The following is a 15,404-nucleotide window of genomic DNA, read 5'->3' on the forward strand; positions in this document are numbered from 1 at the left end:
CCGCAGCGGGAGCCGCAAGGCTCCCGCTTGCTAACCTGATAGGTGTTACATGGCAGGCGCAAAAGAGATTCGCAGTAAGATTGCGAGCATCAAAAGCACGCAAAAGATTACCAGCGCCATGGAAAAAGTGGCGGTCAGTAAAATGCGCAAGGCACAAATGCGCATGGCTGCTAGCCGTCCTTATGCGGAGCGCATCCGCCAGGTTATTGGTCATTTGGCCAACGCTAACCCGGAATATCGCCACCCATTCATGATCGACCGTGAAATCAAGCGCGTTGGTTATGTTGTAGTGAGCAGTGACCGTGGTCTGTGTGGTGGCTTGAACACCAACCTGTTCAAGGCCTTGGTCAAGGACATGGCGAAAAACCGTGAAAACGGCGTCGAGATCGATCTGTGTGTTGTTGGTAGCAAGGGTGCGGCTTTCTTCCGCAACTTCGGCGGTAACGTCGTAGCAGCTATCAGCCACCTGGGTGAAGAGCCATCGATCAATGATCTGATTGGCAGCGTCAAGGTGATGCTGGATGCCTACCTGGACGGCCGTATCGACCGTCTGAGCGTTGTGTCCAACAAGTTCATCAACACCATGACGCAACAGCCTACCGTGGAGCAGTTGATTCCACTGGTGGCAACCCCGGATCAAGAACTCAAGCACCACTGGGACTATCTCTACGAACCGGACGCCAAAGAGCTGCTTGACGGCTTGATGGTTCGCTACGTGGAGTCGCAGGTCTACCAGGCGGTGGTCGAGAACAACGCGGCTGAACAAGCTGCGCGGATGATCGCGATGAAGAACGCTACCGACAACGCCGGTGATTTGATCAGCGATTTGCAGCTGATCTACAACAAGGCGCGTCAGGCTGCGATCACCCAAGAGATCTCGGAAATCGTCGGCGGCGCTGCCGCGGTTTAACGGTTCAAATATTCAGAGGATCCAGCTATGAGTAGCGGACGTATCGTTCAAATCATCGGCGCCGTGATCGACGTGGAATTTCCACGCGACAGCGTACCGAGCATCTACAACGCGCTGAAAGTTGTAAGCGCGGCTGAAACCACTCTGGAAGTTCAGCAGCAGCTGGGCGACGGCGTGGTTCGTACCATTGCGATGGGTTCCACCGAAGGCTTGAAGCGCGGTCTGGAAGTCACTGACTCTGGCGCTGCCATCTCCGTACCAGTCGGTAAAGCGACCCTGGGCCGGATCATGGACGTCCTCGGTAACCCGATCGACGAAGCTGGTCCGATCGACACCGAAGAGCGCTGGGGCATTCACCGTCCTGCGCCAACCTTCGCTGAACAAGCGGGCGGCAACGACCTGCTGGAAACCGGCATCAAGGTTATCGACCTGGTTTGCCCGTTCGCCAAAGGCGGTAAAGTCGGTCTGTTCGGTGGTGCCGGTGTAGGCAAAACCGTAAACATGATGGAACTGATCCGTAACATCGCCATCGAGCACAGCGGTTATTCCGTGTTCGCCGGTGTGGGTGAGCGTACCCGTGAGGGTAACGACTTCTACCACGAGATGAAGGACTCCAACGTTCTGGACAAAGTGGCACTGGTTTACGGTCAGATGAACGAGCCGCCGGGTAACCGTCTGCGCGTAGCACTGACCGGCCTGACCATGGCCGAGAAGTTCCGTGACGAAGGTAACGATGTACTGTTGTTCGTTGACAACATCTACCGTTACACCCTGGCCGGTACTGAAGTATCCGCACTGCTGGGCCGTATGCCTTCTGCAGTAGGTTACCAGCCGACCCTGGCCGAAGAGATGGGTACTCTGCAAGAGCGCATCACTTCGACCAAAAACGGTTCGATCACCTCGATCCAGGCGGTATACGTACCTGCGGATGACTTGACTGACCCGTCGCCTGCGACGACCTTCGCCCACTTGGACGCTACCGTCGTACTGTCCCGTGACATCGCTTCCCTGGGTATCTACCCAGCGGTCGATCCACTGGACTCGACTTCGCGTCAGCTGGACCCGATGGTTATCGGCCAGGAACACTACGACACCGCTCGCGGCGTACAGTATGTGTTGCAGCGCTATAAAGAGCTGAAGGACATCATTGCGATCCTGGGTATGGACGAGCTTTCGGAAGCCGACAAACAGTTGGTAAACCGTGCTCGTAAGATCCAGCGCTTCTTGTCGCAACCGTTCTTCGTGGCTGAAGTCTTCACGGGTGCTTCGGGCAAATACGTTTCCCTGAAAGACACCATTGCTGGCTTCAAAGGCATCCTCAACGGTGACTACGACCACCTGCCAGAACAAGCGTTCTACATGGTCGGCGGCATCGAAGAAGCGATCGAGAAAGCCAAAAAACTGTAATCCAGGCGCCTGGCAACGGGCGCTAATCAGGTTGAGGCAAGCAGATGGCTATGACAGTCCATTGCGATATCGTCAGCGCGGAAGGAGAAATTTTCTCCGGTCTGGTCGAGATGGTGATCGCGCACGGCAGCCTGGGTGATCTTGGTATCGCTCTAGGTCACGCTCCGCTGATTACTGAACTCAAGCCAGGTCCGATCCGCTTGATCAAGCAGGGTGGGGAAACCGAGGTGTTTTACATCTCCGGTGGTTACCTCGAGGTTCAGCCGAACATGGTCAAGGTTCTTGCCGACACCGTGCAACGTGCTGCCGACCTGGACGAAGCCTCCGCTCAGGAAGCCGTAAAGGCTGCCGAGAAGGCCTTGCATGAAAGAGGCGCCGAGTTCGACTACGGTTCCGCTGCCGCACGTCTGGCCGAGGCTGCAGCTCAGCTGCGCACCGTCCAGCAGATCCGCAAGAAGTTTGGCGGCTAAGCCATCAGCTTTTTGTGTGATTGATTAAAAAGGGTAGCCTCGGCTACCCTTTTTCTTTTTCCACAATTCACTTCTTGGTCGCAACCGCTGACCACCCAGGATTGGTAGCCAGTCATGTCTCTCGAAATCGTTATCCTCGCCGCCGGTCAAGGCACTCGCATGCGTTCGGCGCTGCCGAAGGTTCTTCACCCCGTAGCGGGCAACTCCATGCTCGGTCATGTTATCCACAGTGCCCGGCAACTTGATCCACAGCGCATTCACGTGGTGATCGGTCATGGTGCTGATGCAGTGCGTGAGCGCCTGGCGGCTGATGACCTGAACTTCGTCCTGCAGGACAAGCAACTCGGCACGGGCCACGCCGTAGCTCAGGCGTTGCCTTTTCTGACGGCTGAAAACGTACTGATCCTCTACGGTGATGTTCCGCTGATTGAAGTTGAAACGCTTCAGCGTCTGCTGAAGAAAGCCACCCCAGAACAACTCGGTCTGTTGACCGTAACCCTGGCTGATCCTACCGGTTACGGCCGGATCGTCCGCGATGCCAATGGCAAAGTCACTGCCATCGTCGAACACAAGGACGCCACTGACGCCGAGAAGGCCATCTGTGAAGGCAACACCGGGATTCTCGTGGTGCCTGGTGCACGTTTGGCTGATTGGCTGGGCCGCTTGTCGAACAACAACGTCCAGGGCGAGTACTACCTGACGGATGTGATCGAGATGGCGGTCAAGGACGGTCTGGTTGTCGCCACCGAGCAACCCCATGACGCCATGGAAGTGCAGGGCGCCAACGACCGTAAGCAGCTCGCTGAGCTGGAGCGTCACTATCAATTGCGTGAAGGCCGTCGTTTGATGGCGCTAGGCGTGACTCTGCGTGATCCGGCGCGCTTTGATGTGCGGGGTGAAGTCAGTGTCGGTCGTGATGTGCTGATCGACATCAACGTGATTCTCGAAGGTCGGGTAATCATCGAAGACGAGGTGGTCATCGGCCCGAACTGCGTGATCAAAAACAGCACTTTGCGCAAAGGCGTGGTGATCAAAGCTAACAGTCACATCGAAGGTGCCGTCATGGGTGAGGGCAGTGATGCCGGCCCGTTTGCTCGTCTGCGTCCGGGGACCGTGCTGGAAGCCCGCGCCCATGTGGGTAACTTTGTCGAACTGAAAAATGCCCATCTGGGTGAAGGCGCGAAGGCTGGTCATTTGACCTATCTGGGTGATGCTGAAGTCGGTGCTCGCACCAATATTGGCGCTGGCACTATTACTTGCAACTACGATGGCGCCAACAAGTGGATGACCGTGTTGGGCGAAGACGTGTTCATCGGTTCCAACAATTCGTTGGTCGCGCCTGTGGATATCTCTGACGGTGCAACGACCGCTGCCGGCTCGACTATCAATCAAAATGTGGATAAGTCACAACTAGCGATTGCCCGTGGCCGTCAGCGCAATGTTGACGGTTGGAAGCGTCCGGTGAAAATCAAGAAGGACTGAGTTATCCACAGGTCTGAATACCGCAACAGATCGCAGCCTTCGGGAGCTCCTTGGATTGGGTCCGTCCACAATATTGGGTGAACGCAAATCTCGTAGGAGCTGCCGGAGGTTCGGGCCGCGCTCGGACGATCTTTTGGTTTATCCACAGATCTTTTTTATTCCGCCTGCTTGACGATTTTCTTCCAATAGGTTTTGATTGCCTTCGTTATCTTTCGAAACGAAACTTATAACTCCATGTCGAAACGAAATACACCACAACGTCGCCACAATATCCTCGCCTTAGTCAATGAGCAGGGCGAAGTCAGTGTGGATGAGTTGGCCAAACGTTTCGAAACCTCGGAAGTCACGATTCGCAAGGATCTGGCGGCCCTTGAGAGCAACGGTCTGTTGCTGCGCCGCTACGGTGGCGCGATCACCATGCCGCAAGAGTTGGTCAGCGACATCGGCCAGCCCGTCTCAAAATTCAAACAAGCCATCGCTCGCGCCGCCGTTACGCGGATTCGCGAGCATGCGCGGATCATCATCGACAGTGGCAGCACCACCGCCGCGATGATCCCGGAGCTCGGCCAACAACCAGGTCTGGTGGTGATGACCAACTCCCTGCACGTTGCCAACGTCTTGAGCGAGTTGGAGCATGAACCGATGCTGCTGATGACCGGTGGAACCTGGGACCCGCACTCCGAGTCTTTCCAGGGGCAGGTCGCGGAGCAGGTACTACGCTCTTATGATTTCGACCAGCTGTTCATTGGTGCCGATGGCATTGATCTGATCCGTGGCACCACGACCTTCAACGAACTGCTCGGTCTCAGCCGGGTGATGGCGGAAGTGGCCCGTGAAGTGGTCGTGATGGTCGAGGCCGACAAGATCGGCCGCAAGATTCCTAATCTGGAGCTGCCATGGAGCAGCGTCCATACCCTTATTACCGATGATCGTTTGCCGCTTGAGGCACGCGAACAAATTCAGGCCCGCGGCATTAACTTGATTTGCGCGGCAGTCAGCCAGGAGAAATAGCATGTGTGGAATTGTTGGCGCGGTCGCTGAACGGAATATCACCGCCATTTTGCTCGAAGGCCTCAAGCGCCTGGAATACCGTGGCTACGACAGCGCGGGCGTGGCGGTTTTCAGCAATGCTGGCAAGCTTGAGCGCGTTCGCCGCCCGGGCAAGGTCAGTGAACTGGAACAAGCCCTCGCCGGTGAGCCGGTGATGGGACGTCTTGGTATCGCTCACACCCGCTGGGCGACTCACGGCGCGCCGTGCGAGCGCAATGCCCACCCGCATTTCTCCGGTGATTTGGCGGTGGTGCACAACGGCATCATCGAGAACCATGAAGCCCTGCGCGAGCAATTGAAAGCGCTGGGTTACGTGTTTACTTCGGACACTGATACCGAAGTCATCGCCCACCTGCTCAACCACAAACTCAAAGATCTACGTGATTTGACCGTGGCACTCAAAGCGACCGTTAAAGAGCTGCACGGCGCTTATGGTTTGGCGGTAGTCAGTGCCCATCAACCTGATCGTCTGGTGGCGGCACGTAGCGGCAGCCCGCTGGTGATTGGTCTGGGTCTGGGCGAAAACTTCCTGGCTTCCGATCAGTTGGCGTTGCGTCAGGTCACCGACCGTTTCATGTACCTGGAAGAGGGCGACATCGCCGAGATCCATCGCGACAGCGTGCAGATCTGGGACGTCAACGGTAAGTCGGTCGAACGCGAAGCCGTCCAATACCGTGATGGCGCCGAGGCCGCCGAAAAGGGCGCGTTCCGCCACTTCATGCTCAAGGAAATCCATGAGCAACCGTCCGTGGTGCAGCGCACTCTGGAAGGCCGTCTCAGCCAGAATCAGGTGCTGGTTCAGGCCTTCGGCCCACAAGCGGCCGAGCTGTTTGCCAAAGTCCGTAACGTGCAGATCGTCGCCTGCGGCACCAGCTATCACGCCGGCATGGTTGCCCGTTACTGGCTGGAAGAGCTGGCCGGGATTCCGTGCCAGGTCGAAGTCGCCAGCGAATTCCGCTACCGCAAGGTAGTCGTGCAGCCGGACACCCTATTCGTGACCATTTCGCAGTCCGGCGAAACCGCTGACACTCTGGCGGCGCTGCGCAACGCCAAAGAGCTGGGCTTCCTCGCCAGCCTGGCGATCTGCAACGTTGGTATCAGCTCACTGGTACGTGAGTCCGATCTGACCCTGCTGACCCAGGCCGGTCGCGAAATTGGCGTGGCCTCGACCAAAGCCTTCACCACTCAGTTGGTCGGGCTGTTGCTGCTGACCCTATCCCTGGGCCAGGTACGTGGCACGTTGGCCAAAGGTATGGAAGCCGAGCTGGTTGAAGAGCTGCGTCGCTTACCGACTCGCTTGGGCGAAGCCCTGGCCATGGACAGCAAAGTCGAGAAAATCGCCGAGCTGTTCGCCGAAAAGCACCACACCCTGTTCCTCGGCCGTGGGGCGCAATACCCAGTGGCAATGGAAGGTGCGCTCAAGCTCAAGGAAATCTCTTACATCCACGCCGAAGCCTACCCGGCCGGCGAGCTGAAGCATGGCCCATTGGCGCTGGTCGACAACGACATGCCGGTGGTCACCGTAGCGCCGAATAACGAGCTGTTGGAGAAACTCAAATCCAATCTGCAGGAAGTTCGTGCACGTGGCGGCGAGCTGATCGTCTTTGCTGACGAACAGGCTGGGATGACCAATGGCGAAGGCACTCACGTTATCAACATGCCGCACATCCATGACATCTTGTCGCCGATCCTCTACACCATCCCGCTGCAACTGCTGTCGTACTACGTCGCTGTGCTCAAAGGCACGGACGTTGACCAGCCGCGTAACCTGGCGAAATCTGTAACAGTGGAGTGAGTTATCCACAGGCGGGCATCAGGTGGCTTTTGAGAATTAAAACTGTCGCAGAGGATTTAAGCCGGTCGGGTAGAAGGCGCTATCGCCAGCGCTCGAGGATCTCACTGCCTCCTTACTGGTGACAGACGGTCATCCCGATCGAATGTTGCGACAGTTTTATTTCTCAAACGTAAGGTGCTTAGGTGGCGATTTGCGGGGTTGCGACAGTTTTGCGTGGTTTTGAAGGTGACCTGGAAGCCTCAATTTTGCGCAGAGGCTGCGACAGCTTTAATTCTCAAAATCCAACCCTGGTTTTAGAGGATTAAAACTGTCACAAGCGGCCGGGGGTGGCAGACCCCGGCCACTGGCAACCATGCTGATCGACCGCCCACCGAGGCGGCGGAAGAGCCGTTTCAGTCATGCTGCTGCGCATCCAACCCGGTGAATCTCTCCGCTCGTACGTCGACCGTAATCTGCTCGCGAATTTTAAGGATTGCTCCGTAGACAGGTTACGATGGCTGTCTGGCGGGGTAGTGACCTACCACGGGATTAGGCCCTGTACTACAAGAAATGTCGGTTGTGTAAAAAGAGAAATAACGTAGACAAGGTTTGTTGGTACGCATGTGTGATGTGTATTTGCCTCGAAAAATTAGAATTTTTCGCCTTCGTGTAGGACGTTTCCCAAAGATACTGTTTCCGCCTATTTTTCGTTGCGGGCACCCTATCGGGGCTCTAGTGTTGGCATGTCGCTGCATATCAGCGACTCGGCTTTTGCAGGTTGCCATTACTCTTTTGGCGTACCTGGAAACACTTAGACAAGGAGCAAGTCATGAACCAGAAGATCCAGCAGGGTGCGACCGCGCCCAACCATCAAGACAGCGAAAAAGTACTCTTCAGCAAGGAAGAGTTGCAGGTCTTGAGCGACGCCATCAAGAAGTCCAAGACCCGTGCTTCCGAAACCAAGGCGGCGAGCTGCGCCTACCATCGTTGAGCTGACCCCGAAAAAGCAAGAAAGCCCTTTCTTGCTTTTTCACTTTTTGGGTAGTGAGTATTCAGTTGTCTTCCAGGGAGGCGGAAATGAGGGCGATCTTTATCGGCCATCAAACGTGGCTTGTGGAACATGGAAGCACCAGGATCCTGATTGACCCGCTGTTATGTGAAGACTTCGGTTTGGTCGACGAGCACCGGATCGAGATCTATCCGCCGCGTACTGTCGATGCCGCCGCACTATCCGATGTAGACCTGATTTTCCTCAGTCACGAACATTCCGATCATTTCGATATCCAGTCGCTGAACCTGTTGCCACGTTCCGCCCGGTTCGTGGTGGGGGCGACCATTGTCGAACCGGTCAAGCAATGCATCCGCGACCTCGGGTTCACCCTTACGCAAGTTAACGACACAGAGCCGATGCGGGTCGGCGACTTGAGCCTGCGCTTCTACCCGGCGGATCCGAAGACCGCCTTCTGGGAAAGCCGGGTCACCCAGGTGCATATCGAGGAGGCCGAGCAGCCGAGCAGTGGCATCTTCATTGCTGTGGACGCCCTGGTGTCCGAAGTGTTCAAGACCGATATCGTCGAAGGATGACTGGCACCGCCCAAGCTGGTGATCGTCTCGAACAACTCCAGGGTATCGCCTCCGGGAGCCTTTCAGTCCCTGGAAAACTGGGGCAAGAACGCGAGTGACAGCAACCGTAAGGTCGGTCCGCTGGGGATCGGTGTGCTGAGCGCCGTGCTGACCAGCTACATGGACGATTTTCCGGTGCAACCCGAGAACATAGCCCTTTGCGGCGGCGGGTTCATCAAGCGCCTGGGCGGGTTCGCCGCTTTCCCGTTTTCCGACCAGCCGACGTTGAGCCGGTTGGCCAATCGGCTCAGCCTGGACACCAATATTGTCGGCCTGCTGCCAGGCGAAGCCTTTGCCCTGGAGCCTGATCCCGGGCCGCAGGCTGTTATCGACTGGGTCCAGGTGGACAAGATGCAGCACGACTTGCTGATCGGGGAGCTGAACCAGTTCATCGAGGCGCGCAAGACCGTCGAGGTGGTCGCTTCGGTGCGCCCGGACGTGCAGGACGCCGAGGCGTATGAAGAGCTGCTGCGACGCGCGGAAGCCGAGCTGCAGCGCCTGGCGAAAAGCCTGATGCTGTTTATCACCGGGCGCAAGGTGTTGGCGATGTCTCACTACAAGGGGCGCAAGCTCGGGCCGAAAAGAATCGTTTTCAGTTTTGTCTCGCATGCCTTGGGGCGTCAGGACAGCTATGCGCTGAACCTGATCAGCGCCCAGTTCGAGGCTGAGACGCACAACCAGATCGAATCGCTGGTGGCGCAGTATCCCTTTGGCGTATGCCTGCCCCTGGTGGACTTCATCGGCATGGTCGAGGGGAACCTGCAGATCTGGGACATCGTGGGCGTTTCGGTCCAGTCCTGGTTCGAGAACGGCATCTTCGACGGCCTGATCCCGTTCTTCTACAGCTACTACGGCGAGAACGGCAGCCCTGAGCTTTTGGCGAAAATCATCGAGCGCAGCATGCGTAACCTGGAGGTGTGCCCATGAAGCTGACGATGATCGGCCACGAAAGCTGGTCGCTGCAGGCTGGCGATAGTCATGTGTTGATCGACCCGGTGCTGGGTCGTGGATTCGGTTCCGATGCCGACCGGCAGTTCGCGATAGTCCCGGCGCGCAACGTCGATCTGCAGCGCATGCCGGCGGTGGATGGCATTGTCTTGACCACCGAGCACCTGCAGCACTTTCACCCAGCCTCCTTGCGCCGCCTGTCGTCGGACTACGGGCATTTGCTCAAGCGCAAAGTGGTCTATGTCCCGGAACTGTTTCCCGGCGCGGCCGAGGCGATTGTCCGCGCATGCGGTTACGAGGTGCGGCGGGTCGATACTCAGGCCGAGTTCGTCATCGGCTCGCTGAGCCTGCGCTTCTACATGCCCTGCACCGAGGTACTGTTCTGGGACAGCCGGGTAGCGTCGCTGCATGTCGAGCATCAGGGCCGCGAGGCGGTGTTCATCCAGTCCGATACCCGCATCGCCGACGCTTACTTTGCCGATGTCAATAGTGGAGCCGTTGCCTGGCCCCAAGTCATGGTGCTGACCAATAATTTCCAGTGCAGCGGGACGCAACGGCCGATCGGCCTGGACAACCTGTTGCCGGTGCCCGACCAACGCTACACCCGGGTGTCCGGCTTGCGTCTGCTGGACGAAATCGTACACAAGCCGATGCGCCGACTGAACCAGGTGCCGACCCTGATCCTCGCGGGCAATGGATATCGCGATCCCTTTGGCAAGATGCATCACCCTTGGTCGAACCTCGAACTGGCGCAGATCTGCAGCGAACTGTCGTTGTTGCGGGGGGTGCACTCACTGACCCCCGGCGAAAGCTTCGACGTGGCGCCGGCACGGCCTGGCGAACCGGCGGACTGGATCTGCGAATCCGAGGAACAGGTAGGGTCCCGTCCGCCGAAAGGGCGACGCCAGACGGTCTCGCTTGACACACAGCGGATCAAGGCCCATCTAGATGAAATGGCCAGGACCTGGCTGATTACCCGCTACGGCCAGGTGCTGATTACCCAGGGCAACTACCTGGGACGCCCCGTTGGCCCGTGCCGTGCGGTGCTGCAATTGACCCGGAACGACGGCGTCGGCCAACAATGGCTGCTGGACGTGTCCAGGGTCGAGTTCATCGAGGTGCCGGACGAAGGCGCGGGGGCGATCAAGCGTTATCCCTACGGCATCCGTGTCGACCATGACGATTTTTGCCAGCTGTTTCTCGGCGAGTTGCAGATATGGGAGCTGCTCAACCTGTCGGCATCGCAGTGGTATGTCTGCGATCGCTATGACAGCCCGCTGGCGTTCTGGCTCGAGTATTACAACGAGCAAGTGGACTATGGACGCGCCTTGCGCAGTTATGAAATGTCCCTGGCGACTGCGCCATGAGCGGGCAAAGAGCCTTTGAACATGTGCATCTGGAGCTCCTCGGCGCCGCTCAGGTACAGCTGCGGCGGCAGGCGCTCGCCGAGCTGTTGGCCGAGCGTTATCAGGTTCTGCGGGTACTCGGCCAGTCGGTGAAGTCCCTGGTCTGCTCCGGCCTGTGCATGGCCTCGGGCGAGCAGGTGGTGATCAAGCGTTACTTCGACGAGGCGGCCTATGCCGCCGAAGCCAGCGGCTACTTGCTGTTCCGCTCAGGGCCGATCGCAGGCATGCGCTATCAGGATGCGCGGCATCAGGTACTGGTGCTGGAGTCTCTCCAGGGCCGTCTGCCCGGTCCGGCCGAGCTGCCTGAAGTGATTGCGGCCTACGCGGCGATGCATGCCACGGCCCTGGCGAATATCCAGCGGGTCATGGGGCACCGCAGTACCCCTGAATTTCTCGATCCTTGCCTGTCGTCCCGCTGCCGTTTCCCCCCGTTCGACCTGCAGGGCATCAGCGTCGGCGACTGCAAGCCGGAGCATCTGCTCGTTACCGTGGATGGCGTGCGCATCCTCGACCTGGAGACCCATTCCTTGCAGCGCAGCGTGTGGTTCGACATCTTGTCCTTGAGCCGCTTCTTGGGGGCGGGCACGGCGCTTTCGTGGAATCTGAAGGAATGGGTGGTCCATTACTGTGCATGCCGGGAGATTCCCACCCACTATTACGATCTGCAGAAAATCCGAGATTGCCTGCAGCGTGTACAGGCCCTGGAGCCTGGTCGGGTGTACTGCGAGGAGGCGCTGCCGTGAAGTGGATGTACTGTTTTACTCCGGCATTGCGCTATCGGACGGTCGCTCGCTCCGAAGGACGAGCCTTCGCCGATGGCTTTTTCGGCCTGGCCTTCAGCCTTGCGCCCTGGGCGGTCGGCGCTTATGTACTGGTGTCGTTGTTGCAATACAGCGTGCCGCTGTTGTTCATCTACAAGCTGAGCACCCTGGTGGCGGCCCAAGGCAGTGCCGATGTCATGCTGGCGGACACCGCGCTCCTGGCGTTCTTGGCCATCAGCGGGTTCTTGCTGATGGTGAGCGAGCTCAATCTGGAACGCTACATCTCCCTGAGGTTATGCCGCGAGTTCGAGCGCCTTCTGGCGCGCAAGATGCAGCCCCGGGTAGAGGTGTCGGTGCTGGAACGTGTGGTTTCACGGGACTTCAGCGTCATTCTCGATGGCATCGGTGCTAGCGTTAACCTGTTGGCTATTCCGGTTTTCCTGCTGCTTTCAATCCTGCTGGCGTTGCTGGTCTTCGGCAGGGCAGGGTTCTGGGCGGTTGCGGTGATCGGTGTGTTCCTGCCGCTTTCCTATCTGCTGTCCTGGCTCTCGGACCGCAACTACCAGCGGATCATGGATATGGCGGCGCAGCGTATCGAACAGTGTTCGGCATGGTTGCGCAAAGGACCGTGGCTCAAGCAGTTCGCTGACCGGACGGCCTTGCAGAGCATCGAGCGGACACTGGCGGGCGAACGCTCCCTGCGCAACCTGGATACGCTGTTGCGCGGCGCCGACAGCTACATCATCGGTTTCGGCCGCTTGATTCCCTTTGTCTTGCTGGGGCTACTGGGCCCCTCGGAATCGGCCATGGTCTGGGACGGGGCGATTTTCTGGCTGAGCATTCCGTTGCTGGCGGCGGTGCTCGCGCTGCCCCGCTCCTATGTGAGTTACAAGGCCGTCGGCCGCTCCCTGGAAGCGCTCAATGGCCTGTATCAGAATTCCTCCAGGCATCCGGTATTGCGACCCGCTGCCGCCGATCAGGCGCGCGGCGTGATCGAGTTCGATGCCGACTGGCCGATCTGGCCCGCGGCGCTGGTCGAACTGATTCCTGGCCCGCTGGAGAGCCAGCGCGAGGACCTGCACGCTTTGCTGGGCGCTTTCCGGCTGATACCCGAGCTGGGACAGGACCCACAGCAGGTCCTGCAACTGCCCATCGAGCTGGACGGGAGCAACCTCTCTGCCGGGCAGCGCCTGCGCCTGCAACTGCTGCGCGGGGTGTTTCTGGCCCGTACCCAGGACGGGACCCTTAGTATCGACCACGACTTCTCGGCGTTGGACGCCGCGGCAGCGCTGGCAGTGAAAGACGCCTTGGAGCGCCTGTCCTGGGTAAGCTTCAGCCCATTGGCCGCAAGAGCGATAGCGCAGCGCGAAGGCTCGCCGGCGGAGGTCGGTGAGCGGACGGCTTCGACGGTGCCGGCCGGCGACCCGGCGCTGGACCGCTTCAGTCTCGGCGATCTATTCAAGTATTGTTGCTGGGGTGTGCTGATGTTGTTGGTGCCGGCGCTGATGATGAGCTATGCGGCCAACCTGACGCTGCCAGAGGCAGGTTTCTCGCCTTGGCGGGTTCTGTTGTATGCCGTGGCCGGGGTAGGGGCAGGAATCGCTGCCGGGCTGTTTATCGAGAATCTGTTGCGCAGCCGCTTTTCCCGCTTGTTCACCGATGGCCTGCGAGACATCCGGGTCACCGGCCTGGCCGATGCGCTGCAGGTGGTTTCTCGCGATGTCACCACGACATTCGAACGCATCGCCTGGTATGCCCACGACATTGCCTGGGTCATCGCGCTGTTACTGTGCAATGGCGTGGCCTTGTGGATGGGGTTCGGCCTGTCCGGCATCGCCGTGGCGCTGCTGTTCAGCGGCCTGCTGGCGGTGTTGTACCGGCTTTCAATCAACGAGCTATATCTGACCCGGGTGGAGAGCGTCAAGGGATTCGACTCCCTACTGCGCTCTGCCCATGTGGCGTTTTCCATTTCCCGGGCCGGTGGCGTGGGTTTCGAACGCCTGGGTGACTGGCTGGCGCTTACCCAGCGGAGTGCGATAGCCGAGGGGCTGAAGCATTTCTACACCACCCGCGTGCGCAGTGTGATCACCCGCACCGTCACGGCGGCCAGTTGCACCTTGCTCAGCGACCTGGTGATTCTCCTGGTGGTCCTGATGGGCAGCCTCTACCAGACCAGCGATTCTGCTTTTGTGCTCGCGGTCACGGCCTTGCTGCTGGTGCGTTCCGACCTGGCCAATGTATTTCTGGCCATCACGGGTTTCAAATCGCAGTCGGTGTCGGTGGAGCGCCTGCAACATTTTGCCCGGCCTAAAAGCTCGGTGGCCGTGGCGATCTCCGGGCAGAGCCTGAGCATCGCCCCCTTTGTCGCTCAACGTGCCTATCGTGGCCTGAGCCTGGAACGGGGCCGGTTGTATTCGCTATCGGGCCAATCCGGCTCCGGCAAGAGCGAGTATCTCAAGGGCGTGGCCGGTATCACCGACGTGGTCATCGAAGAAGCGGGCGTGGCGCAGGCCATGACATCAACCCGCTATTACCTGGACAGCAATGCCCTGGCGCTGCTCGGCGGTGAGCTCGGGGCAAGCAGCTGGCTGGACACCTGGCTGAGCGCGTTGCCGGAGGACCGCCACCATCTGTTGTTGCTGGATGAGCCGTTCAGCGCTTTGCGCGCCGAGCAACTGGCCGAGCGTGTGCAAGCGTTGCACCGTTACGTCGAGCGTAGCGGCAACACCCTGGTGCTGGTGGATCATCGTTGCCGACTGGAACATGACATCGAACTCGGCGAGCTGGCTCGCTGTTGCCCGGTGCAAGGAAATACTCATGGATGAGTCGATTCTGTACCTGGGCGACCGGGGGTTTCTCAAACGTTACGGCAGTCCCTACTCGGCGCAACAGGTCGAGGGGATCGCGCGCAGGGTCCTGGCCAGTTCCGGCCTGGGCTTGGCCAGTGGCGACTGGCCCACGGCCAAAGCCGTCAGCAATGCTTTGGCTGGTGGCCCACGAACGCGGCATATCTATCATTCGCGGTTTCTGCTGCGGGTGACCGATCAGGCAACGGGGCAGGGCGTCAGTGTCCGTCAGGTCCAGGCCAACCCGGCGTACTACTACACCGCCCCTGGCTATACCTTCGCCGCCGATGCGCAACAGATAGCCGAAGACCTCGATATCATCCGCTGCTGCCAGCCCGGCCTGGTGACCCTGGGGGGCGACTGGCTGGACATTCTGCTCGCGCAACAGCAATACGCCTTGCTCGACGCGATCCTGCGGCAGATGGAGGCGGCCATTCCTGCGGCCTCGCGGATTCTCCTGGGGTTCCACCCCAGCGCCGGCTTCCTGCAGGTATTGGGAGAACGATCGTTCGCCGGCGCCGCTGTGCCGGTCAACCTGCTGAACATGCAATGCGCGAGCTACGCCGGCTACTTGCGCCAGATCAAGGCCCGGTCCCGCCTTTATGTATGGACTCGCCCCCACGGTCTACCTGCTTTTCAAACACTGCTACCCGGTTGCATCTATGTATAAGGCCTGTTCGAGGAAGCTGTCTTCGGCTTCTGGCCAACATTGGTTGAGCTCGCGGCA

13 protein-coding genes are annotated in these 15,404 nt (G+C 59.0%); all 13 read left to right on the plus strand.

Features of this window, described 5'->3' with window-relative positions; all coding sequences use genetic code 11:
* Nucleotides 1–49: 49 nt before the first annotated feature.
* The 13 genes from atpG (at nt 50) to ACZYSM_RS23765 (ending at nt 15,347) form a co-directional block, all read left to right on the plus strand.
* Nucleotides 50–910 (plus strand): F0F1 ATP synthase subunit gamma, encoded by an 861-nt coding sequence (gene atpG / locus ACZYSM_RS23705; protein ID WP_054048164.1) that lies wholly within the window; start codon nt 50–52, stop codon nt 908–910.
* Nucleotides 911–937: 27 nt separating this feature from the next.
* The gene (gene atpD / locus ACZYSM_RS23710; RefSeq protein WP_489075181.1) at nt 938–2,317 is read left to right on the plus strand and encodes a F0F1 ATP synthase subunit beta; all 1,380 of its coding nucleotides are present in this window, start codon (nt 938–940) and stop codon (nt 2,315–2,317) included.
* A gap of 44 nt (nt 2,318–2,361) precedes the next feature.
* On the plus strand, nt 2,362–2,787 hold the full coding sequence (locus ACZYSM_RS23715; RefSeq protein ID WP_489075183.1) for a F0F1 ATP synthase subunit epsilon: 426 nt from the start codon (nt 2,362–2,364) through the stop codon (nt 2,785–2,787).
* A 114-nt stretch (nt 2,788–2,901) separates the two neighbouring features.
* Nucleotides 2,902–4,269 (plus strand): bifunctional UDP-N-acetylglucosamine diphosphorylase/glucosamine-1-phosphate N-acetyltransferase GlmU, encoded by a 1,368-nt coding sequence (gene glmU, locus ACZYSM_RS23720; RefSeq protein WP_489075185.1) that lies wholly within the window; start codon nt 2,902–2,904, stop codon nt 4,267–4,269.
* A gap of 234 nt (nt 4,270–4,503) precedes the next feature.
* Complete coding sequence (locus ACZYSM_RS23725) at nt 4,504–5,280, plus strand: DeoR/GlpR family DNA-binding transcription regulator (protein ID WP_489075187.1); 777 nt, start codon at nt 4,504–4,506, stop codon at nt 5,278–5,280.
* A gap of 1 nt (nt 5,281) precedes the next feature.
* A complete protein-coding gene (gene glmS, locus ACZYSM_RS23730) occupies nt 5,282–7,114 on the plus strand; it encodes a glutamine--fructose-6-phosphate transaminase (isomerizing) (protein WP_489075189.1) in 1,833 nt (610 codons plus the stop codon).
* Nucleotides 7,115–7,922: 808 nt separating this feature from the next.
* Nucleotides 7,923–8,084 carry a hypothetical protein gene (locus ACZYSM_RS23735; protein ID WP_489075191.1) on the plus strand — a complete coding sequence of 54 codons (162 nt, stop codon included), beginning with the start codon at nt 7,923–7,925 and terminating at the stop codon, nt 8,082–8,084.
* A gap of 86 nt (nt 8,085–8,170) precedes the next feature.
* Nucleotides 8,171–8,677, plus strand: a complete 507-nt coding sequence (locus ACZYSM_RS23740; protein WP_489075193.1) for an MBL fold metallo-hydrolase — start codon at nt 8,171–8,173, stop codon at nt 8,675–8,677.
* An 18-nt stretch (nt 8,678–8,695) separates the two neighbouring features.
* Nucleotides 8,696–9,643: a hypothetical protein gene (locus ACZYSM_RS23745; protein WP_489075195.1), complete on the plus strand. Its 948-nt coding sequence runs from the start codon at nt 8,696–8,698 to the stop codon at nt 9,641–9,643.
* Nucleotides 9,640–11,031: an MBL fold metallo-hydrolase gene (locus tag ACZYSM_RS23750; RefSeq protein ID WP_489075197.1), complete on the plus strand. Its 1,392-nt coding sequence runs from the start codon at nt 9,640–9,642 to the stop codon at nt 11,029–11,031. The genes ACZYSM_RS23745 and ACZYSM_RS23750 overlap by 4 nt, the downstream gene beginning before the upstream one ends.
* Nucleotides 11,028–11,813 carry a hypothetical protein gene (locus ACZYSM_RS23755; protein ID WP_489075199.1) on the plus strand — a complete coding sequence of 262 codons (786 nt, stop codon included), beginning with the start codon at nt 11,028–11,030 and terminating at the stop codon, nt 11,811–11,813. Before ACZYSM_RS23750 ends, ACZYSM_RS23755 begins: the two co-directional genes overlap by 4 nt.
* A complete protein-coding gene (locus ACZYSM_RS23760) occupies nt 11,810–14,656 on the plus strand; it encodes an ATP-binding cassette domain-containing protein (RefSeq protein WP_489075201.1) in 2,847 nt (948 codons plus the stop codon). Before ACZYSM_RS23755 ends, ACZYSM_RS23760 begins: the two co-directional genes overlap by 4 nt.
* Entirely contained in the window at nt 14,649–15,347 is a 699-nt protein-coding gene (locus ACZYSM_RS23765) for a hypothetical protein (RefSeq protein WP_489075204.1), read from the plus strand. The genes ACZYSM_RS23760 and ACZYSM_RS23765 overlap by 8 nt, the downstream gene beginning before the upstream one ends.
* Nucleotides 15,348–15,404 lie beyond the last annotated feature (57 nt).

Source organism: Pseudomonas sp. F220, assembly GCF_057813935.1.